Source organism: Halomonas sp. E19 (assembly GCF_052439355.1).
Lineage (GTDB): Bacteria > Pseudomonadota > Gammaproteobacteria > Pseudomonadales > Halomonadaceae > Halomonas.
On record NZ_JBNFWU010000001.1, the window covers coordinates 331,997 to 350,915 of the forward strand.

14 protein-coding genes and 4 pseudogenes are annotated in these 18,919 nt (G+C 66.6%); 15 read left to right on the forward strand and 3 right to left on the reverse strand.

Annotated elements, in window-relative coordinates; all coding sequences use genetic code 11:
- Positions 1 to 11: 11 nt before the first annotated feature.
- Together ACUDAL_RS01830 and ACUDAL_RS01835 are read right to left on the reverse strand one after the other, a co-directional pair.
- Positions 12 to 1,350, reverse strand: a pseudogene (locus ACUDAL_RS01830) (NCS1 family transporter).
- Between the two features lie 159 nt (positions 1,351 to 1,509).
- Positions 1,510 to 2,248: pseudogene (locus tag ACUDAL_RS01835) on the reverse strand (aspartate/glutamate racemase family protein).
- Between the two features lie 633 nt (positions 2,249 to 2,881).
- Here ACUDAL_RS01835 and puuE point away from each other — a divergent pair.
- The 14 genes and pseudogenes from puuE to ACUDAL_RS01905 all read left to right on the forward strand — a co-directional run bounded on the left by puuE (position 2,882) and on the right by ACUDAL_RS01905 (position 16,703).
- The gene (gene puuE, locus ACUDAL_RS01840) at positions 2,882 to 3,814 is read left to right on the forward strand and encodes an allantoinase PuuE (RefSeq protein ID WP_444676927.1); all 933 of its coding nucleotides are present in this window, start codon (positions 2,882 to 2,884) and stop codon (positions 3,812 to 3,814) included.
- A 245-nt stretch (positions 3,815 to 4,059) separates the two neighbouring features.
- A pseudogene (locus ACUDAL_RS01845) lies at positions 4,060 to 4,892 on the forward strand (bifunctional allantoicase/(S)-ureidoglycine aminohydrolase).
- 296 nt (positions 4,893 to 5,188) lie between these two features.
- A pseudogene (locus tag ACUDAL_RS01850) lies at positions 5,189 to 5,673 on the forward strand (ureidoglycolate lyase).
- Between the two features lie 158 nt (positions 5,674 to 5,831).
- A complete protein-coding gene (gcl, locus tag ACUDAL_RS01855) occupies positions 5,832 to 7,607 on the forward strand; it encodes a glyoxylate carboligase (protein WP_444676928.1) in 1,776 nt (591 codons plus the stop codon).
- 92 nt (positions 7,608 to 7,699) lie between these two features.
- Positions 7,700 to 8,479, forward strand: a complete 780-nt coding sequence (hyi, locus tag ACUDAL_RS01860) for a hydroxypyruvate isomerase (RefSeq protein WP_444676929.1) — start codon at positions 7,700 to 7,702, stop codon at positions 8,477 to 8,479.
- A 303-nt stretch (positions 8,480 to 8,782) separates the two neighbouring features.
- Positions 8,783 to 9,667 (forward strand): 2-hydroxy-3-oxopropionate reductase, encoded by an 885-nt coding sequence (locus ACUDAL_RS01865; RefSeq protein ID WP_444676930.1) that lies wholly within the window; start codon positions 8,783 to 8,785, stop codon positions 9,665 to 9,667.
- Positions 9,668 to 9,882: 215 nt separating this feature from the next.
- Complete coding sequence (locus ACUDAL_RS01870) at positions 9,883 to 10,668, forward strand: glycerate kinase type-2 family protein (RefSeq protein ID WP_444676931.1); 786 nt, start codon at positions 9,883 to 9,885, stop codon at positions 10,666 to 10,668.
- Positions 10,665 to 11,186: an MOFRL family protein gene (locus ACUDAL_RS01875; protein WP_444676932.1), complete on the forward strand. Its 522-nt coding sequence runs from the start codon at positions 10,665 to 10,667 to the stop codon at positions 11,184 to 11,186. The genes ACUDAL_RS01870 and ACUDAL_RS01875 overlap by 4 nt, the downstream gene beginning before the upstream one ends.
- On the forward strand, positions 11,183 to 12,670 hold the full coding sequence (pyk, locus tag ACUDAL_RS01880; RefSeq protein ID WP_444676933.1) for a pyruvate kinase: 1,488 nt from the start codon (positions 11,183 to 11,185) through the stop codon (positions 12,668 to 12,670). The genes ACUDAL_RS01875 and pyk overlap by 4 nt, the downstream gene beginning before the upstream one ends.
- Before the next feature lie 121 nt (positions 12,671 to 12,791).
- Positions 12,792 to 14,483 carry a molybdate ABC transporter substrate-binding protein gene (modA, locus tag ACUDAL_RS01885; protein WP_444676934.1) on the forward strand — a complete coding sequence of 564 codons (1,692 nt, stop codon included), beginning with the start codon at positions 12,792 to 12,794 and terminating at the stop codon, positions 14,481 to 14,483.
- Positions 14,483 to 14,914: a molybdate ABC transporter permease subunit gene (locus tag ACUDAL_RS01890; protein WP_444676935.1), complete on the forward strand. Its 432-nt coding sequence runs from the start codon at positions 14,483 to 14,485 to the stop codon at positions 14,912 to 14,914. Before modA ends, ACUDAL_RS01890 begins: the two co-directional genes overlap by 1 nt.
- Positions 14,915 to 15,140: 226 nt before the next feature.
- Entirely contained in the window at positions 15,141 to 16,016 is an 876-nt protein-coding gene (locus tag ACUDAL_RS01895; protein ID WP_444676936.1) for an ABC transporter ATP-binding protein, read from the forward strand.
- A gap of 23 nt (positions 16,017 to 16,039) precedes the next feature.
- Positions 16,040 to 16,291, forward strand: a complete 252-nt coding sequence (locus tag ACUDAL_RS01900; RefSeq protein WP_444676937.1) for a TOBE domain-containing protein — start codon at positions 16,040 to 16,042, stop codon at positions 16,289 to 16,291.
- 283 nt (positions 16,292 to 16,574) lie between these two features.
- Positions 16,575 to 16,703: a hypothetical protein gene (locus ACUDAL_RS01905; protein ID WP_444676938.1), complete on the forward strand. Its 129-nt coding sequence runs from the start codon at positions 16,575 to 16,577 to the stop codon at positions 16,701 to 16,703.
- A 107-nt stretch (positions 16,704 to 16,810) separates the two neighbouring features.
- Here the strand turns inward: ACUDAL_RS01905 and ACUDAL_RS01910 are convergent, their stop codons facing one another.
- The gene (locus tag ACUDAL_RS01910) at positions 16,811 to 17,671 is read right to left on the reverse strand and encodes a DMT family transporter (protein WP_444676939.1); all 861 of its coding nucleotides are present in this window, start codon (positions 17,669 to 17,671) and stop codon (positions 16,811 to 16,813) included.
- Between the two features lie 179 nt (positions 17,672 to 17,850).
- Here ACUDAL_RS01910 and ACUDAL_RS01915 point away from each other — a divergent pair, with 179 nt between their 5' ends.
- Positions 17,851 to 18,867 (forward strand): DctP family TRAP transporter solute-binding subunit, encoded by a 1,017-nt coding sequence (locus tag ACUDAL_RS01915; protein WP_444676940.1) that lies wholly within the window; start codon positions 17,851 to 17,853, stop codon positions 18,865 to 18,867.
- The last annotated feature ends 52 nt before the right edge of the window (positions 18,868 to 18,919 follow it).

Consider the following 18,919-nt stretch of genomic DNA (forward strand, 5'->3'; position numbering starts at 1 on the left):
GACGCAGGGAATCACTGACGGAAGCGCTGGCAGGGGGCCCAGTGCTTCATCAGCAGATAGTAGGTCAGGCCGGCCGGGATCAGGCTGGCGTACCAGGAGACGGCGGAGAAGGTGAGGGCGGCGGCGATGCCCACCAGGGTGGCGATGAGCGCGGCGTAGTTGACGCCCTGATAGGGGCCGGTCTCGTCATAGAGCTTGCCGAGGTCCAGCGTGCGGCGGCGGATCAGGTAGTAGTCCACCACCAGGATGGCGAAGATCGGGCCGAGGAAGGCGGAGTAGGTCTGCACGAAGAGCTGCAGGCCGGCAGCGGATTCGGGCTGCACCAGCTTCCAGGGAAGGTGGCGAAGGCCAGCAGGCCGACGATCACCGTGGAGGTGGCGAACTTGAACTTGAACACGTCCATTAGCACGTAGGTGGGCGGCACCACGTTGTTGAGCACGTTGGTGGTGACCTGGGCGAAGGCGATGAACAGCAGCGTGGTCATCAGCAGCGGGGTGTTGTCCACCGCGTTGGCAAACACCTGGATGGGGTCGGCGGTGCCGGTGGCCTCGGAGACCATGTAGCCGATCAGGCCCATGAACAGGGTGCAGGGCAGGATCGACATGGCATAGATGGTGGTCAGGAGGCTGGGGCGGGTGCCGTGCTTGTGCTCACGTGAGTAGTCGCTGACGTTGAGCATCATGGTGCTGTAGATGCCGAGGAACAGCATGGTGGCCCCCAGAACGGCATGCCCCACGAGCCTTCCATGGTCAGCAGGTTGGCCGAGAGCTCGTCGCCGTAGCGCTGCACCGTGGCGTAGAACATGTAGGTCAGCGAGGCGAGAATGAAGACGCTGCCGATGTTTTCCAGCCACTTGATGCCCTGGAAGCCCATCACCGACAGGCCGATCTGCAGGAACTGGAAGGCGATGAAGTAGAAGATCAGATTGTCGAAGCCAAACAGGGTGGCTGACACCATGTTCAGCGCACCGGCGCCGATCCAGCTCTGGAAGCCGTACCACACTACCGCCGGCACCGCCCGTACCAGGCCGGGAATGCGCGTGCCGGCGAAGCCGAACGCACTGCGGGCCTGCACCATGAAGGGAATGCCGTACTTGTAGCCGGCGGCGCCATTGATGGCCAGTGCGACCCCGATCACGAAGCAGCCGATGGCGATGGCCAGGGTCGCCTGAATCAGGTTCAGCGTGCCCACCACGCTGGAGCCCATGGCAAAGGTGCCGATGGAGACACAGCCGCCGAACCAGGCCAGGAAGTAGGAGGTGCGCCCCATGATGCGGGTCTGTTGGGGCGCCAGCGATTCTTCGCCCGGGGCCTTGGTGGCGCCCGCTGCAGCGGCGGTGGCGGCAGCCAGCGGCTCGGCTGCGTTACTTTGAGGGGTGTGGTGTTGCATGGCTCTATCCTCGCAAGTCGTTGCTCGGTGTTGTGTTGATACCCGGTGCGCTGGGCTTTTGCGGCATGACGTGCTGATGCGGTTTGTTGTTGTTGGGGGTGGTTGGGAAATGGCGCCTGGCTAGGGCGTCAAGTGGGAATAGCGTTCAAAGCAGCCACTGAAGGGTTTGGGGCGCGGGAAGGCCAGATCCCCTGCTTGCTGGTGCCAAGTCCCAGCCCGACCAGGGCTTCGGCCAGCTTCACCGCCGCCGTGACGCCCTCGATCACAGGCAGGCCCACTTCCCGCGACAGGGTGTCGGTCAGGTCGGCCATGCCGCCGCAGCCCAGCACGATGGTGCCGATGCCGTCCTCGTCACGGGCGCGCTGGCATTCGTCGATGATGCGCGATAGCGCTGTGGCGCCGTTCTCCTCCAGGTCGAGAACGGGTATCTCGGCGGCCCGAACGCGGCGACAGTGATGACGGAAGCCGTACTGCTCCAGCAGGTGTTCGGCGATGATGCCGGTGCGCGACAGGGTGGTGACCACCGAAAAGCGCGTGCTGATCAGGCTGGCCATGTGAAAGGCTGCCTCGGCAATACCTATTACCGGAGCGCGGGTCAGTTCGCGTGCCGCCAGCAGGCCGGGGTCGCCGAAGCACGCGATCACATAGGCATCGGTGCCTTCCTTCTCTCCTGCCAGCACCTCCTCAAGCACCCCTACGGCGCTGATGGCTTCGTCGAAATGGCTTTCGATGGAGACGGGGCCGTCGGCGGGCTGGGTGGCGACTATCTGTGTGCCGGGGAAGCCACACGCTGGGCCGCCTCGCCGATCTTGCGAGTCATGGCGGCCGTGGTATTGGGGTTGATAATGCGCAGGCGCATGGGAATTCCTTTTTCGTGGACAATTAAAAATATCTTTGTACACAAAATAGGCTTGTCAGACGCTGAACGCAAGCGCCATGTTGGCACCGTCACGACTGTGTTTTATTGGTTTTAAATCAGATATTTATGTTTTTCTTGTGGGGTTGTTTCAGTAATTTCTGTGTTTAGACTTAGGTAGTACTGCTGGCAGGAAAGGCCGCATTGGATGCTTGTCTCTTCATGAAATGTATACAATTTATGCTGCGATCTTGCGATACCGCTTCTAACCACCTTCACATCGCTGCTTCTGGCAGCGCACCTGCCCAAGGTGACGTCTTCTTGGTAGCTATCCTTCTTGGCAGGCTTTCTTCTTGACGCTATGGCGCTCTCACCCGGCGAGTCAGGTGCGGTCAGTGGTTGCCATGGCCAGTTTTTTTGTATACAAAAAAGGCGAGACCGAGTTGCCGCTTGTTTCGCTGGGTACCTCTCGGTCTTCAGTCGCACCAGCATGCTTCGTCAAGCGGAGGTGTGGCGGATATTGCAAGAATGATGGATACAGTCTATTTTCTATATTGTATACATTTGACTCCGCCAGTTTTGTTGCACTCCCCTGGAAAGCCGCGGCGCAAGGTCAAGAACAAAGAGGAAGCGCAGATGAGCATCAGCCGTGATTACCCCCGCGATCTGGTCGGCTACGGCCGCAATCCGCCTCATGCCAACTGGCCGGGGCGAGCCAGAATCGCCGTTCAGTTTGTGCTCAACTATGAAGAGGGCGGCGAGAACTGCGTACTGCACGGCGACGCAGGCTCCGAGCAGTTCCTCTCCGAGATCATCGGTGCCGCCGCCTATCCCGATCGCCACCTGAGCATGGAGTCGATCTACGAGTACGGCTCACGGGCCGGCGTGTGGCGCATCCTGCGTGAATTCGAGCGCCGCGGCCTGCCGCTGACGGTGTTCGGTGTGGCCATGGCCTTGGAGCGTCATCCGGAGGTGGCTCAGGCGTTCAAGGAGCTGGGCCACGAGATCGCCTGTCATGGCTACCGCTGGATTCACTACCAGGAGGTGCCCGAGCACGTCGAGCGCGAGCATCTGCAGCGCGCCATGGAGATCTTCCAGCGCCTCTACGGCGAGAAACCCCAAGGCTGGTACACCGGCCGCGACAGCCCCAACACCCGGCGCCTGGTGCTCGATGAGGGCGGCTTCCTCTATGACAGCGACTACTACGGCGACGACCTGCCGTTCTGGACCCGTGTGGCCGACAGCCAGGGTGCGGAGCACGATCACCTGATCGTGCCCTATACCCTGGACAGCAACGACATGCGCTTCGCCGCGCCCCAGGGCTTCAACACCGCCGACCACTTCTTCACCTACCTGCGCGACGCCTTCGACGTGCTCTACGCGGAAGGCGAGGAGTCGCCCAAGATGCTCTCGGTGGGCATGCACTGCCGGCTGCTCGGCCGCCCCGGCCGCTTCCGCGCCCTGCAGCGCTTCCTCGACCATATCGAAGCCCATGATCGGGTGTGGGTGACGCGCCGTGTGGATATCGCCAGGCACTGGATGGAACATCATCCGGCACCGGGGCGCTGACATGATCAATGTCGCAGCCGGGCACCGCTCGAGGCTGATCCGTCAACAGGCCTGCGAGGGGGCGCTGTGACCCCTTCCTGGGCGCTACCGATGCCATCCATGGCATCGGATCCCCTCTTCGGCCTGTTCCCGGCGCCTCTCGCTGCGTTATCGGGCCGTTCCACCCCGACGCTGCCGGGTCGCCAGATCCGGATCGTATGCTACGCGGAAGTTCCTGAACCGTTTACTGACCAGCAGGACCCCTAATGAGCCAACGCACCTATTACGCCCCCCATGGCGGGCATCCACCCCAGACTCAGCTGCTCTCCGACCGGGCGGTGTTCACCGAGGCTTACGCCTTCATTCCCAAGGGCGTGATGCGCGATATCGTCACCAGCAACCTGCCGTTCTGGGAGCAGACTCGGCTGTGGGTCCTGGCGCGCCCGCTTTCAGGCTTCGCCGAGACCTTCTCCCAGTACATCATGGAGGTGGGGCCGGGCGGCGGCAGCGAGAAGCCCGAGCTCGACCCCGGTGCCGAGGGCGTGCTGTTCGTGGTGGAAGGCGAGATGACCCTGACCATCGCCGGCGAGCGCCACGAGATGGTGCCGGGCGGCTACGCCTTCCTGCCGCCGGGCTGCCACTGGCAGCTGCGCAATGAATCCAAGGCGCCGGTGCGCTTCCACTGGGTGCGCAAGGCCTACGAATTCGTCGAGGGCATTGAGGTGCCGCCGGCCTTCGTGGTCAACGAGAACGACATCGCGCCCAACGAGATGCCCGAAACCGACGGTCGCTGGGCTACTACGCGCTTCGTCGATCCGGCCGATGTGCGTCACGACATGCACGTCAACATCGTCACCTTCCAGCCCGGGGCGGTGATCCCCTTCGACGAGACCCACGTCATGGAGCACGGCCTCTACGTGCTCGAGGGCAAGGCGGTCTACCATCTCAACCAGGACTGGGTCGAGGTCGAGGCGGGCGATTTCATGTGGCTGCGCGCCTTCTGCCCGCAGGCGTGCTACGCCGGGGGCCGGGGCCGTTCCGCTACCTGCTGTACAAGGACGTGAACCGTCACGCGGCGCTGCGGCTGGGGACTCGCTGAGACACAGGGGGCTTGCAGTAACGTTGCCGAGTTTTCCGATCTCAGCGACGTTAGGGGCGCCGGGGGCAGGCCGGAGAGGAGGTCTTTTGCCAGGGGTGAGGAGCACTGCTCCGAACGGGCTGGCCATGGCCAGCACTGGTCCTGCAAGCGAAGCAGGATGCGAGAGCGAAGCAGGGCAAAAGTAGCGCCCAGGGATGGGTTCACAGCGCCTCATCGTCGGTCCGGCGCTCCGGGGCCTGCCGCCGGAACAGCCCCGGCGATACGGGCTAACTGCTGATTGATTTCGAGGGGCTAACATGCTGGAACTCAAAGCCGAGCCGCTGACGCCTGAGGCCTTCGCGCCCTTCGGTGACGTCATCGACACCCGCACGGCGGACTATTTTCACATCAACGCCGGACGCACCCGGCGCTACCACGACCTGGCCAAGGTCGAGACCCTGGGCGAGCAGGCGAGGGCGCTGATCAGTATCTTCGTCAGCCAGCCGGTGTCGATCCCGCTGGAACTCGACTTCCTCGAACGCCACCCCCAGGGCAGCCAGGCCTTCATGCCGCTGCACGAGGAGCGCTTCGTGATCGTGGTGGCGCCGCCGGGCGACAGCATCGATCCGACCGAGGTGCGCGCCTTCGTCACCGACGGGCGCCAGGGGTGAACTATCGCGCCGGCACCTGGCACGCCATCCAGTCGGTGCTCGATCGTGAAGGGGAGTTCCTGGTGGTGGACCGAGGCGGTGAAGGCAACAACTGCGACGAGCATCCGCTGGCGCTGAGAATAGTGCTTTAATCCATACCCAAGCGTCTGATTGCGCTTGGGTTTTTTCTCTGAATAAAATATATGAAAATATTTTCCACAAGCGCTTGACGCTGCGGGCGGCTGCTTCTAATCTCGGCATATAGAAAATATTTCCAAAAACAAAACTAGCCACTCTCGGAGGGTCCGTCATGGCTCGTATGACCGCAGCAGAAGCCGCCGTTCATGTGCTCAGGAAAGAGGGCATCGATGTTGCCTTCGGTGTGCCCGGCGCTGCCATCAATCCGTTCTACTCCGCCCTGCGCAAGATCGGCGGCATCGATCATGTGCTGGCGCGCCACGTCGAGGGCGCCTCGCACATGGCCGAGGGCTACACCCGCACCCAGGCCGGCAACATCGGCGTGTGCATCGGTACCTCCGGCCCCGCCGGCACCGACATGATCACCGGGCTCTATTCGGCCAGCGCGGACTCCATCCCGATCCTTTGCATCACCGGCCAGGCGCCGCGTTCCCGGCTGCACAAGGAGGACTTCCAGGCCGTCGACATCCAGGCCATCGCTGGGCCGGTGACCAAGTGGGCGATCACCGTGCTGGAGCCGGCCCAGGTGCCGCGCGCCTTCCAGCAGGCCTTCCAGTTGATGCGTTCGTCACGGCCGGGCCCGGTGCTGATCGACCTGCCCATCGACGTGCAGATGAGCGAGATCGAGTTCGACCCGGACACCTACGAGCCGCTGCCGGCCTACAAGCCGCGCGCCTCCCGCGCCCAGGCGGAGAAGGCCATGGCCATGCTCGACGAGGCCGAGCGGCCGCTGATCGTCGCCGGCGGCGGCATCATCAACGCCGACGCCAGCGCGCTGCTGCAGGAGTTCGCCGAGCTCACCGGCGTGCCGGTCATTCCCACCCTGATGGGCTGGGGCACTCTGCCCGATGACCACCCGCTGATGGCCGGCATGGTCGGGCTGCAGACCTCACACCGTTATGGCAACGCCACGCTGCTCGAATCCGACTTCGTGATGGGCATCGGCAACCGCTGGGCCAACCGTCACACCGGCAACCTCGAGACCTACACTAAGGGGCGTAAATTCGTTCATGTCGACATCGAGCCGACCCAGATCGGGCGGATCTTCGGCCTCGACTACGGCATCGTCTCCGATGCCAAGGCGGCGCTGGAACTGTTCGTCGAACTGGCCCGCGAGAGAAAGGCGGCGGGTACGCTCAAGGATCGCAGCGCCTGGGCCGAGTCGTGCCAGGAGCGCAAGCGCACCCTGCTGCGCAAGACCCACTTCGATGAGGTGCCGGTGAAGCCGCAGCGGGTCTACGAGGAGATGAATAAGGTATTCGGCAAGAATACCCGCTATATCAGTACCATCGGCCTGTCGCAGATCGCCGGCGCCCAGTTCCTGCATGTGTACAAGCCGCGCCACTGGATCAACTGCGGCCAGGCCGGTCCGCTGGGCTGGACCATTCCCGCTGCGCTTGGCGTGTGCAAGGCCGACCCCAGCGCGGAAGTGGTGGCGCTCTCCGGCGACTACGACTTCCAGTTCATGATCGAGGAGCTGGCCGTGGGCGCGCAGTTCAACCTGCCCTACATCCACGTGCTGGTGAATAACTCCTACCTGGGGCTGATTCGCCAGGCCCAGCGCGGCTTCGACATGGATTACTGCGTGCAGCTCTCGTTCGAGAACATCAACTGCCCGGAGATCAACGAGTACGGCGTCGATCACGTCTCGGTGGTGGAGGGGCTGGGCTGCAAGGCGCTGCGCGTCACCCGGCCCGAAGAGATCGCGCCGGCGCTGAAGGAAGCGCGTGAGCTGATGAAGCAATATCGTGTGCCGGTGGTGGTGGAGGTGATCCTCGAGCGGGTGACCAACATCGCCATGGGCACCGACCTCGATGCCATCAATGAGTTCGAGGCCCTGGCCGACGAGGGCGCGGATGCGCCGACTTCTATCGCCCAACTCACTTAACTGCGAGAACTCATCGTTTCGATTGATTGGCAGGCCGGATCAGCCCCGTATGACAGACACAGGAGCCCTGGCCACGAACCAAGGAGACAACTATGCCCAAGTTTGCCGCTAACCTCAGCATGCTGTTCACCGAGGAGGATTTCCTCAACCGCTTCAAGGCCGCCGCCGAGGCCGGCTTCAAGGGCGTCGAGTACCTCTTTCCCTATGACTATTCCGCCGTCGAGCTCAAGGCGCGGCTCGACGAGCACGGCCTGACCCAGGTGCTGCACAACCTGCCGGCCGGCGACTGGGCTGCCGGTGAGCGCGGCATCGCCTGCCACCCGGAGCGGGTCGAGGAGTTTCGTGCCGGCGTGGAGAAGGCCATCGACTACGCCACCGTGCTCGGCTGCAAGCAGGTCAACTGCCTGGCCGGCATCCAGCCCCAGGGCGTGAGCCTGGAGCAGGCGCGGCGCACCCTGGTGGAGAACCTGCGCTACGCGGCGGAGAAGCTCGAAGCCGCCGGCATCCTGCTGCTGGCCGAGCCGATCAACACCCGCGACATCCCGGGCTTCTTCCTCAACCGCACCGAGCAGGCCCTGGCGATCTTCGACGAGGTGGGCAGCCCCAACCTCAAGCTGCAGTACGACATCTACCACATGCAGATCATGGAGGGCGATCTGGCGCCGACCCTCGAGAAGCACCTGGATCGCATCGCTCATGTGCAGATCGCCGACACCCCAGGCCGCCACGAGCCGGGCACCGGCGAGATCCACTACCCGTTCCTGTTCGCCCATCTCGACCGGCTGGGCTACGACGGCTGGATCGGCTGCGAGTACAAGCCGAAGACGACAACCCGTGAAGGGCTGGGCTGGCTGGATCAGGCCCGCGGCTGAAAAATGCCGCAGACCTTTTGACGAGGGGCGCCGGGGGCAGGCCGAAGAGGAGGTCTTTTGCCAGGGGTGAGGAGCACTGCTCCGAACGGGCTGGCCATGGATGGCCAGCACCGGTCCTGCAAGCGAAGCAGGATGCGAGAGCGAAGCAGGGCAAAAGTAGCGCCCAGGGATGGGTTCACAGCGCCTCCTCGTCGGTCCGGCGCCCCGGGGCCTGTCGACGGGTCAGCCCCGAGTGGCAACGTCATATGCGACAACCGCCGGGCAAGGCTGCAACGACAAAGACAAGCTGAAAGGAGAATCATCATGAGCAAGATCGGTTTCATTGGCCTTGGCATCATGGGCCGCCCCATGGCGGGGCATCTGCTGGATGCCGGCCACGAACTCGTCACCGTCAAGCGCGGCACGCTGGACGCCACCCTGGCCGACAAGGGCATGCGCGAGGTCGACAGCCCCCGCGCCGTGGCCGAGCAGGCCGAGGTGATCATCACCATGGTCCCCGATACTCCCGACGTGGAAGAGGTGCTGTTTGGCGAGGAAGGGGTTGCCGCAGGGCTCAAGCCGGGCACCCTGGTGATCGACATGAGCTCCATCGCGCCCATCGCCACCCAGGGCTTCGCCAAACGCATCCATGACGCCGGCGGCGAGTACGTCGATGCGCCGGTCTCCGGCGGCGAGGGCGGTGCCATCAACGCGGCGCTGACCATCATGGTGGGCGGTACCCAGGAGGGCTTCGAGCGCGCCCGGCCGATCCTTGAAGTGATGGGCAAGACCATCACCCATATCGGCGGCCACGGCGCCGGCCAGACCTGCAAGGTGGCCAACCAGATCGTGGTGGCACTCACCATCGAAGCGGTAGCCGAAGGCCTGCTGTTCGCCTCGAAGGCGGGCGCCGACGTGGCCAAGGTGCGCGAGTCGCTGCTCGGCGGCCTGGCCCAGTCGAAGATCCTCGACGTGCACGGCGAGCGCATGATCAAGCGCACCTTCGATCCTGGCTTCAAGATCAAGCTGCACCAGAAGGACCTCAACCTGGCGTTGGAAGGTGCGCGCAGCCTCAACCTGGCGCTGCCCGGCACCGCCAATGCCCAGCAGCTGTACCAGGCCTGTGCCGCCCAAGGCGGGGAGGAGTGGGACCACGCCGGCATCCTGCGCGCGCTGGAAGCGCTGGCGGCCCACGAAGTGGGCAGCTGAACCAGGCTCCTGGGGCAGCGTTGAGCGGCGTTCGGCCACTGCCGGCACGTTCTAGGCTGCTTTTTCGGCAGGCGTCGGGTCGTCGTCTGCCGAGCGACCACTGCGGTGGTCCTTGTCTCGGCGGCGGGTGCAGTGGGGACCCAGCCCGCCGCCGGGCTTTTTCTTTCGTACCCGGCTGTTACCGTCGAAGCTGTCTTCCGCTGCGAGGTGTGCTCATGATTCCCGACCTTCCTTCCTTCGAGCCTGCGGGGGACGTGGCGGGCTGGCTGTGCCGGCTTGCCGATGTCGCCGTGACGGCCGTGCATCCCCAGACGCTGGTGGCCGATCTGCTGCCCGATCCACCGCCCGGGTGCACCGTGGTGGTCGGTGCCGGCAAGGCGGCGGCCTCCATGGCCGCCGCGCTGGAGCGTGCCTGGCAGGCGCGCTGCCCCGACGCGCCGCTCAGCGGCCTGGTGGTCACCCGCTATGGCCACGCTGAAGCGTGCCAGGTGATCGAGGTGCTCGAAGCCTCCCATCCGATGCCCGACGACCTGGGCGAGAAGGCCGCCCGCCGCATGCTCGAGGCCGTCGCGGAACTGGGCCAGGACGACCGCGTGATCGCCTTGATCTCCGGCGGCGGCTCGGCGCTGATGACGCTGCCCGCCGATGGCATCTCGCTTGCCGACAAGCAGGCGATCAATCGCGAGCTGTTGCGCTGCGGCGCACCGATCGGCCAGATGAACACCGTGCGCCGCCACCTTTCCGCGATCAAGGGCGGGCGCCTGGCCGCTGCCGCGCATCCCGCCCAGGTGGTGACCTGGCTGATCTCCGACATCCCCGGCGACGTGGCCACCCAGATCGCCTCGGGGCCGACCCTGCCGGATCGCTCGACCCCGGCCGATGCGCTGGCGGTGCTGGAGCGCTACGCCATCGACGTGCCCGACCACGTGCGTCGCCACCTGGAGCAGAGCCAAGGGCGCCATCCCCCGACGACGCGGCCTTCGCCCGCGATGACAGCGTGACCCTGGCGCGGGCCTGCGATGCGCTGCAGGCCGCCCGGGCAGCGGCAGAGGCGGCCGGCGTGAACGTACGGGTGCTGGGCGATGACCTGGAGGGCGAGGCCCGCGAGCTGGGGCGGGCCCAGGCGCGCCTGGCACTGGAGGCGCGCGACGAGATAGACGCACCGCTGCTGATTCTTTCCGGCGGTGAGACCAGCGTCACCGTGCGCGGTGACGGGCGCGGCGGGCGCAATGTGGAGTACTTGCTGGGGCTGTTCGAGGCGCTGGCCGGTGCCGAAGGGATTCATGCCCTGGCCATCGACACCGACGGCATCGACGGCTCCGAGGACAACGCCGGTGCACACTTCTCGCCCGACGACTGGCAGCGAGCCCGCGAGCAGGGCCTGACGCCTGCCGATTACCTGTCACGCAACGATGCGTATACTTTCTTCCAGGCATTGGACCGGCTCATCGTCACCGGGCCGACCCGCACCAATGTCAACGACTTCCGTGCCATCCTGGTCTTGCCGAGGACACCATGACGCTTCCGCCCCATGCCCCCATCCACGACCCCATCCGCCGCACCAAGATCGTCGCCACCCTGGGTCCGGCCAGCGACCGCGAGGGCGTGCTGGAGGCGATGCTTCGCACCGGCGTCGACGTGGTGCGCCTCAACTTCTCCCACGGCTCGGCCGACGACCACCGCCGCCGCCTGAGCGCCGTGCGCGAGATCGCCGAGCGCCTGGGCAAGAGCGTGGCCGCCCTCGGCGACTTGCAGGGGCCCAAGATCCGCATCGCCCGCTTCAAGGACGGCCCTGTGGTGCTCGCCCCGGGCCAGCCCTTCGTGCTCGACATGGCGCTCGACGGCAACGCCGGCGACGCCAGCCGCGTCGGCTGCGACTACAAGCAGCTGATCGACGACGTCGCCCCCGGCGACCGCCTGCTGCTCGACGACGGCCGCCTGGTGCTCGACGTCGAGCGCATCGAGGAGCAGCAGGTGCACACCGTGGTGGTCACCGGCGGCAAGCTCTCCAACAACAAGGGCATCAACAAGCAGGGCGGCGGGCTCTCGGCCCCGGCGCTGACCGACAAGGACAAGGCCGACCTCAAGACCGCCATCGAGATCGGCGTCGACTACCTCGCCGTCTCCTTCCCACGCTCGGCCGAGGACATGCGCGAAGCACGCCGCCTGCTTGGCGAAGCGGGCCAGGAGATCGGTCTGGTCGCCAAGCTCGAGCGCGCCGAGGCGGTGGCCGACGAGGCCACCCTCGACGGCATCATCGAGGCCAGCGAGGCGGTGATGGTGGCCCGCGGCGATCTCGGCGTGGAGATCGGCGACGAGAAGCTGATCGGCATGCAGAAGCGCATCATCAAGCGCGCCCGCACGCTCAACCGCGCGGTGATCACCGCCACCCAGATGATGGAGTCGATGATCACCTCGCCGCTGCCCACCCGGGCCGAGGTGTTCGACGTCGCCAATGCGGTGCTCGACGGCACCGACGCGGTGATGCTCTCGGCCGAGACCGCCGCCGGCGACTACCCGGTGGAGACCCTGGAGGCGATCCGCCGGGTGTGCCTGGGCGCCGAGCGCGAGCGTGTGGCTCAGGCGTCGGGGCACCGCATCCACGAAGGCTTCTCACGCATCGACGAGACCATCGCGCTCTCCGCCATGTACGCCGCCAACCATCTCAGCGGGGTGGCCGCCATCGCCTGCATGACCTCGACCGGCTACACGCCGCTGATCGCCTCGCGCATCCGCTCGGGGCTGCCCATCGTCGGGCTGGCCCACAGCCCGGTGGCCCAGCGGCGCATGGCGCTGTATCGCGGGGTGGTCTCGCTGCCGTTCGACACCAGCGACATGGCGGCCACGGAGCTCAACGACCGGGCGCTGGCGCTGCTGGTGGAGAAGGGGATTGCCGAACCGGGGGATCATGTCATCCTGACCCGGGGCGATCACATGAACGCCCACGGCGGCACCAATACCCTGAAGATCCTCGACGTGTCCGAGTCTCACCGCAGCGCCTGACCGAAACCTGGCGGCTAGCGTCGGTTTTCACGAGGTTTTGTATACAGAAGGCCGGGGTTCGTGTGGCCAGGTTGCGCGAAACATGCGAAGGTAAGCCCAACAACGGGAGTGAGGGCGACCCATGAGCACGACCTGGCAGGACGAAATTGCCGCCGAGACCCGCGGGGGAGGGCGGATCAGCGATCGCTTCATCGTCGACAAGGTGCGCGAGGCGGTGCTGACCCAGCGCCTGCCGCCCGGCACGCGCCTGCCCGAGGTGGCGCTCGGCGACATCTTCGGGGTCAGCCGTTCGGTGGTGCGCAAGGCGCTGACCCGGCTGGCCGCCGACCACGTGGTCAGCCAGCAGCCCAACCAGGTCGCCCGGGTACGCGCGCCGAGCATCGAAGAGACCCGCGAGACCTTCTCGGCCCGGCGCCTGGTTGAGGGCGAAGTCGCGGCGTTGCTGGCCGGCCGGCTCGATGAGGCCAGGCTTGCCACCATCGCTTTGCGGGTCGAGCAGGAGGCTGCGGCCCATGCCCGCGGCGACGAGGCGGCGCGCATCGAAAACTCGCTGGCCATTCACCATCTGCTGGCCGAGCATTCGCCCAACCGGGTGCTTGGGGCGATGCTCACCGACCTGATCCTGCGCACCTCCATCGTCATCGCCCTCTACAAGCGTGCGGGCCTGCCCAGCTGCTACCTGGCTGAGGATCATCCCGCTTTGCTCGCCCACCTGCGTAGCGGCGACGGCGAGGCGGCACGCACGTGCATCCACGATCATCTCCAGGCGCTGGAAGGGCTGCTCGACCTCAGCACCCGCGAAACCCGCATCGACCTGATGGCGATTCTCGGCCAGCGCGAGACCGCCTCCCCTGAGCGGCCTGGGCGGCCAGCGAAGGGGTACCTCCCCTGGCGGCTTTACCGGCCCTGCCTGCTGCATGACAATGCCGTCATCTCACTCGGGTCGAGAGCACGCATGGCACTGACATCTTCCCTTCGCTGGACGCTAGCGGCATGGCTGCTGGCCGTGGCGCCGGCGTCCTTTGCCGCCACGCCCACCGTGGCGGCAGCCTCCGATCTTCAGTTCGCCCTGGCCGAGGCCGCGAAGCGCTTCGAGGCCGAGAGCGGCCAGGCGCTGCGACTCAACTTCGGCTCGTCGGGCAACTTCCGCCGCCAGATTGCCCAGGGCGCCCCCTTCGAGCTCTACCTGTCGGCCGACGAAGCCTACGTGCTGGCGCTGCATGCAGAGGGGCTGACCGAGGATGAAGGGGTGGTCTATGCCATCGGCCGGCTGGCCTGGCTGCAGCGGGCCGGACGTGACGACCTGCCCGCAGAGGACGACCCGCTGGCCGGGGTGCGCGCAGCGCTGGCGGCGCACGCCCAGGGCGAGGGTCGGCCGCGCATCGCCCTGGCCAATCCTGAGCATGCCCCTTACGGCGTGGCGGCGCAGCAGGCGCTCGAGCGGGCTGGGCTGTGGGAGGCGTCGGCCGCGCTGCGTGTCCTTGGCGAGAACGTGTCCCAGGCGGCCCAGTTTGCGCTCTCCGATGATGCCCGTGGCGGGTTCGTCGCCTGGTCCCTGGCGCTGGCCCCGCAGCTGGCCGAACGCAGCGACTACGTGCTGGTTCCCGAAGCCTGGCATGCGCCGCTGGTGCAGCGAATGGTGCTGGTCAAGGGGGCCGGGGAAACCGCCCGGGCCTTCTATGCTTGGCTGCAGCAGGAGGAAGCGCGCGAGATCCTGTCCCGCTACGGGTTCCGCCTGCCCGGCGAGGCGCACGCGCCCCTGGGCGGCGAAGAGGATGCCGGGGCGCCTGGTGCAGTAAGCGAGACGCATTGATGGATTGGACGGCGCTGTCAGTCTCGCTGCAGCTGGCGGCGCTGACCTGCCTGTTCCTGCTGCCCGTCGGGCTGTGGCTGGGCCGCGCCCTGGCGCAGACGCACTTTCGCGGCAAGCCGCTGTGCGAGGCGCTGGTTGCCTTGCCGCTGGTGATGCCACCCACGGTGCTGGGCTTCTACCTGATGATGAGCTTCGGCCGCGACGCGCCGTTCGGTGCGTTGTGGCATCGTCTCACCGGCGAGGGGCTCAACTTTACCTTCACCGGCATTCTGCTGGCCTCGCTGGTGGCCAACCTGCCGTTCGCCGTGCAGCCGATTCAGCGTGCCTTCGAGGCGATGCCCGCCAACCTGCGCGAAGCGGCCTGGTGCAGCGGCCTCTCCCCTGGCAGACCTTCCTGCGCATCGAGCTGCCGCTGGTGTGGCCCGGCGTGATCTCGGCGCTGGCGCTGACCTTTGCCCATACCTTGGGAGAGTTCGGGGTGATCCTGATGGTGGGGGGCCATCGACGGTGAGACCCGCACCCTCGCCATTGCCATCTACGACCGGGTGCAAGCCTTCGATGAGCGCGGCGCCGGCATCATGTCGGCCATGCTGCTGCTGGTCTCCTTCGTCACCATCGGAGTGGTCTACGGCCTGGCGGGCCGCAGGCGGTGGCGCCGTGTCTGACCTTCACCGCACCGTGCAAGAGGGTGGCCCGCTGCTGCCCGCGTCCGGCCGGCTGGAGGTGGCCGTGCAACAGGCCGGCCCCATACCTCTCGATGCACGCTTCCACTGCGAGGCCGGCGAGCTGCTGGCACTGGTAGGGCCTTCCGGCAGCGGCAAGACCTCGCTGCTGCGCGCCATCGCCGGGCTGATGACGCCGCGCTCGGGGCGCATCGCCTGCGGCGAGAACGCCTGGCTCGACACCGCGACCGGGGTCGACCTCGAGCCGCAGCGCCGCCGCATCGGCCTCGTCTTCCAGGACTACGCGCTGTTCCCGCACCTCACCGCTCGCGACAACATCCGCATCGCCCTGCGCCACCTCGAGCCGGCGCAGCGTAGCGAACAGGCGGCGCGCTGGCTTGCCCGAGTGCACCTGGACGGGCTGGGCGAGCGCTATCCGGCCCAGCTCTCCGGCGGCCAGCGCCAGCGGGTGGCGCTGGCCCGAGCGCTGGCACGCGAGCCCCGTGTGCTGCTGCTCGACGAACCCTTCTCGGCGGTGGATCAGGTCACTCGTAGGCGGTTGCAGCGCGAGCTGACGCGCCTGCGCGAGCAGATCCGCATTCCCATCGTGCTGGTTACCCACGACCTGGACGAGGCGATGGCTCTTGCTGACCGGCTGTGCGTGCTGCATGGTGGCAAGAGCCTGCAGATAGGCGACGCCGAGACGCTGTTCCGGCGCCCCGCCAGCGCCGAGGTGGCCCGGCTGCTCGACCGGCACAACCTGTTCCGCGGGCAGGTGGTGGACACTCCCCGTGGGCGACGGCTGCAGTGGGGCTCGCTGATGCTGGAAGTGGCCGGGGGCTCGAGCGCCTGTCGCTGGGCCAGGCGGTAACCTGGTACCTGCCCGATTCCGATGTGGTGCTGCTGCGTTGCGACAGCCACTCGCGAGGCAACGTGGTGGCGGGGCGGGTGAGTGAGGTCATCGTGATGGGCGGCACCACCTCGCTGGCGGTGAGCGTCGATCAGGTCGGCGAGACGCTGCGTTTCGATGTCTCTACCCATGCCGCCAGGCGCGGCGCCCTGGCACGTGGTGTGCAGGTGAGGCTGGCCCTGCTGGCGGAGGGCATTCATCTGCTGCCGGAAGCTCCCAAGGAGATGACGACATGAGCATGGCCTATCATCCATCACGCTGGCGCCAGGGTGTCGTGCTGGCTGCCTTGTCCTTGCTGCTGTTGGCCTGGCAGTGGTCCGCCGGTGCCGCGGAGCCTGCCGCGCTGGCGTCGGTGCCCCTCGAGATCGACGCCGACGGCGAGCGCCATTGGCTCGAGGTGGAGCTGGCGCGTACCTCGGCCGAGCGTCAGAAGGGGCTGATGGATCGCGATCATCTCGCCCCCGATGCCGGCATGCTGTTTCTCTACGACGAGGCCCAGCCGCCCGAAGGGGCTTCTGGATGTACCGCACCCGCATCCCGCTCGATATCGCCTTCCTCGACGCCGAGGGGCGCATCGCGGCCAAGGCCACCATGCAGCCTTGCCCTTCGCCAACCCCCGCGACTGCCCGACCACCCTGGCCGGGGTAACCTATCATGCCGCGCTGGAAGTGAACGCCGGCTACTTCGAGGCGCACGGCATCGAGGTAGGGGCCTGCGTGAGCTGGCCGGGCCGGGAGGTCGCTTGCCAGACCGACTCAGCGGCTGTCGATTAAGCTGCGAAAGCGAATCACGATCAGCGCCACCCCGGCGATGACCATGGCCCCGCCGCCCAGCACGTGGGCGTTGAGCGACTCGCCCAGCAGCACGATGCCCAGCACCACCGCCCCCACCGGCACCAGCAGGCTCAACGGCGCCAGCCGGCTGACCGGATGGCGTCGCAGCAGGCCGTACCACAGGCCGTAGGCGACGATCGACGACATCACCGCGGTATAGAACACCGCTCCCCAGCCGAACACGCCGGCCGTCGCCATGGCGCCGAGCTGGTCGCGCTCGAACCACCAGGAGCCGAGGGCCACCTGCGGCACGGCGAACAGCGCCGTCCAGCCGGCCAGGGCCATGGGCGCCAGGTTCGGCCCCCGCTTGATTAGCAGCTGCGAAACCGCCCAGCCGAAGGCGCTAAGCAACAGCAGGGCCATGGGCAGCGGCGAGGGCAGGCTGGGGCCGCCGGCGAGGATGATGACGCCAGCGAAGGAGAGCAAGAGCCCCGCCAGGCGCTTGGCGCTCAGGCGCTCGCCGAGAAACACCATCGCCAGCAGGGTGGCGAACGGGGTGCCCATCTGTACCAGCAGTGCCCCGGTGCCGGCTTCCGCCTGGCCCAGGCCGATAAACAGCAGGGCGAAGTGCAGGCTGCCGAAGGTGACGGAAAGCAGCAGCAGGAAGGCGAAATGCTGCCGGGCGACGGGATGAAAGGGCACCAGCAGAGCCGCGACCAGCAGGAAGCGCAGGGTGGTCAGCAGCAGCGGCGGCAGCTCCTCGACGCCGAGCTTGATGACGATGATGTTCAGGGCCCAGATGGCCACGATCACTAGGCCCAGCAGCAAGTCACGAGGTGGCACGGGAGTTCCTTGTGGGAAGACGGCGGCAGGTGGTGCGGGCGTCGTCGAAATGGCGCTCGGCCGGGCTACCATTCAACGCACAAGGTCGTAGAATATCGTAGCGCGTTAATTATCTCGCCACTTCAAAACGATAATCATGGCCGCGCTGCCCGCGCCGGCCTCAGCTGCAAGGACACCTCATGACTTCCGCACGTCGCCTCACACGTTTTGCCGCGGCGCTGGCCGGTGCCGCCGTGCTCACCGCCTCGCTCTCTTCTACCGTGCAAGCCCGCGAACTCTCCGTCTCCACGGTACTGTCCAACGCCTTCCCCTGGGGCCAGGCGGCCGAGAAATGGGCCGAGCTGGTGGAGGAGCGCACCGGAGGAGAGCTGACCCTGCGCGTCTATCCCAACTCGCAGCTGGTGTCTGGCGACCAGACCCGCGAATTCTCCGCCATGCGCTCCGGCCTGATCGACATGGCGGTGGGCTCGACCATCAACTGGTCGCCCCAGGTGCCCGAGCTTAACCTCTTCTCGCTGCCGTTCTTCATGCCCGACGAGGCGGCCGTGGATGCGGTGACCGGCGGCGAGGCCGGCGAGATGATCTTCGAGGCCATCCAGGCCCGCGGCGTGGTGCCGCTGGCCTGGGGCGAGAACGGCTTTCGCCAGCTCTCCAACTCGCGTGGGCCGATCAGCGAGCCGGGCGACCTGCGAGGGCTGAAGATTCGCGTGGTGGGCTCGCCGCTGTTCCAAGACACCTTTACCGCACTGGGCGCCGACCCCACCCAGATGAGCTGGACCGACGCCCAGCCGGCGCTGACCACCGGCGCTGTGGATGGCCAGGAAAACCCGCTCTCGGTGTTCGACGTGGCGCGCATCGACCAGGTGGGTCAAGCGCATCTGACCCTGTGGAACTACATGAACGACCCGCTGATCTTTGCCGTCAACCAGCGCGTGTGGGATTCGCTCTCTGCAGAGGAGCGCGAGATCCTGCGCGACACCGCCATCGAGGCCGGCCAGTGGGAGATCGCCATGACCCGCGAGCAGGAGAGCGAGCGGCTGGCCGATATCCAGTCGCGCGGCGTACAGGTGACCGAACTGAGCGAGGCGCAGCATGAGGCCTTCGTCGCCGCTACCCGCAGCGTGCACGACAAGTGGATCCCGCGCATCGGCCAGGAGCTGGTGAGCACGGCACGCCAGGCCATCGACGCGCGCTGAGCCTCTTCCCGCCTAACCCCGGCGTCCTGCGCGGCGCCGGGTCTTTCCCTGC

What these genes read in the sequence shown, in the direction of transcription:
- puuE (WP_444676927.1), top strand. Translation starts at nt 2,882, where the DNA reads ATGAGCATCAGCCGTGATTACCCCCGCGATCTGGTCGGCTACGGCCGC.
- gcl (WP_444676928.1), top strand. Translation starts at nt 5,832, where the DNA reads ATGGCTCGTATGACCGCAGCAGAAGCCGCCGTTCATGTGCTCAGGAAA.
- hyi (WP_444676929.1), top strand. Translation starts at nt 7,700, where the DNA reads ATGCCCAAGTTTGCCGCTAACCTCAGCATGCTGTTCACCGAGGAGGAT.
- ACUDAL_RS01865 (WP_444676930.1), top strand. Translation starts at nt 8,783, where the DNA reads ATGAGCAAGATCGGTTTCATTGGCCTTGGCATCATGGGCCGCCCCATG.
- ACUDAL_RS01870 (WP_444676931.1), top strand. Translation starts at nt 9,883, where the DNA reads ATGATTCCCGACCTTCCTTCCTTCGAGCCTGCGGGGGACGTGGCGGGC.
- pyk (WP_444676933.1), top strand. Translation starts at nt 11,183, where the DNA reads ATGACGCTTCCGCCCCATGCCCCCATCCACGACCCCATCCGCCGCACC.
- modA (WP_444676934.1), top strand. Translation starts at nt 12,792, where the DNA reads ATGAGCACGACCTGGCAGGACGAAATTGCCGCCGAGACCCGCGGGGGA.
- ACUDAL_RS01890 (WP_444676935.1), top strand. Translation starts at nt 14,483, where the DNA reads ATGGATTGGACGGCGCTGTCAGTCTCGCTGCAGCTGGCGGCGCTGACC.
- ACUDAL_RS01905 (WP_444676938.1), top strand. Translation starts at nt 16,575, where the DNA reads ATGTACCGCACCCGCATCCCGCTCGATATCGCCTTCCTCGACGCCGAG.
- ACUDAL_RS01915 (WP_444676940.1), top strand. Translation starts at nt 17,851, where the DNA reads ATGACTTCCGCACGTCGCCTCACACGTTTTGCCGCGGCGCTGGCCGGT.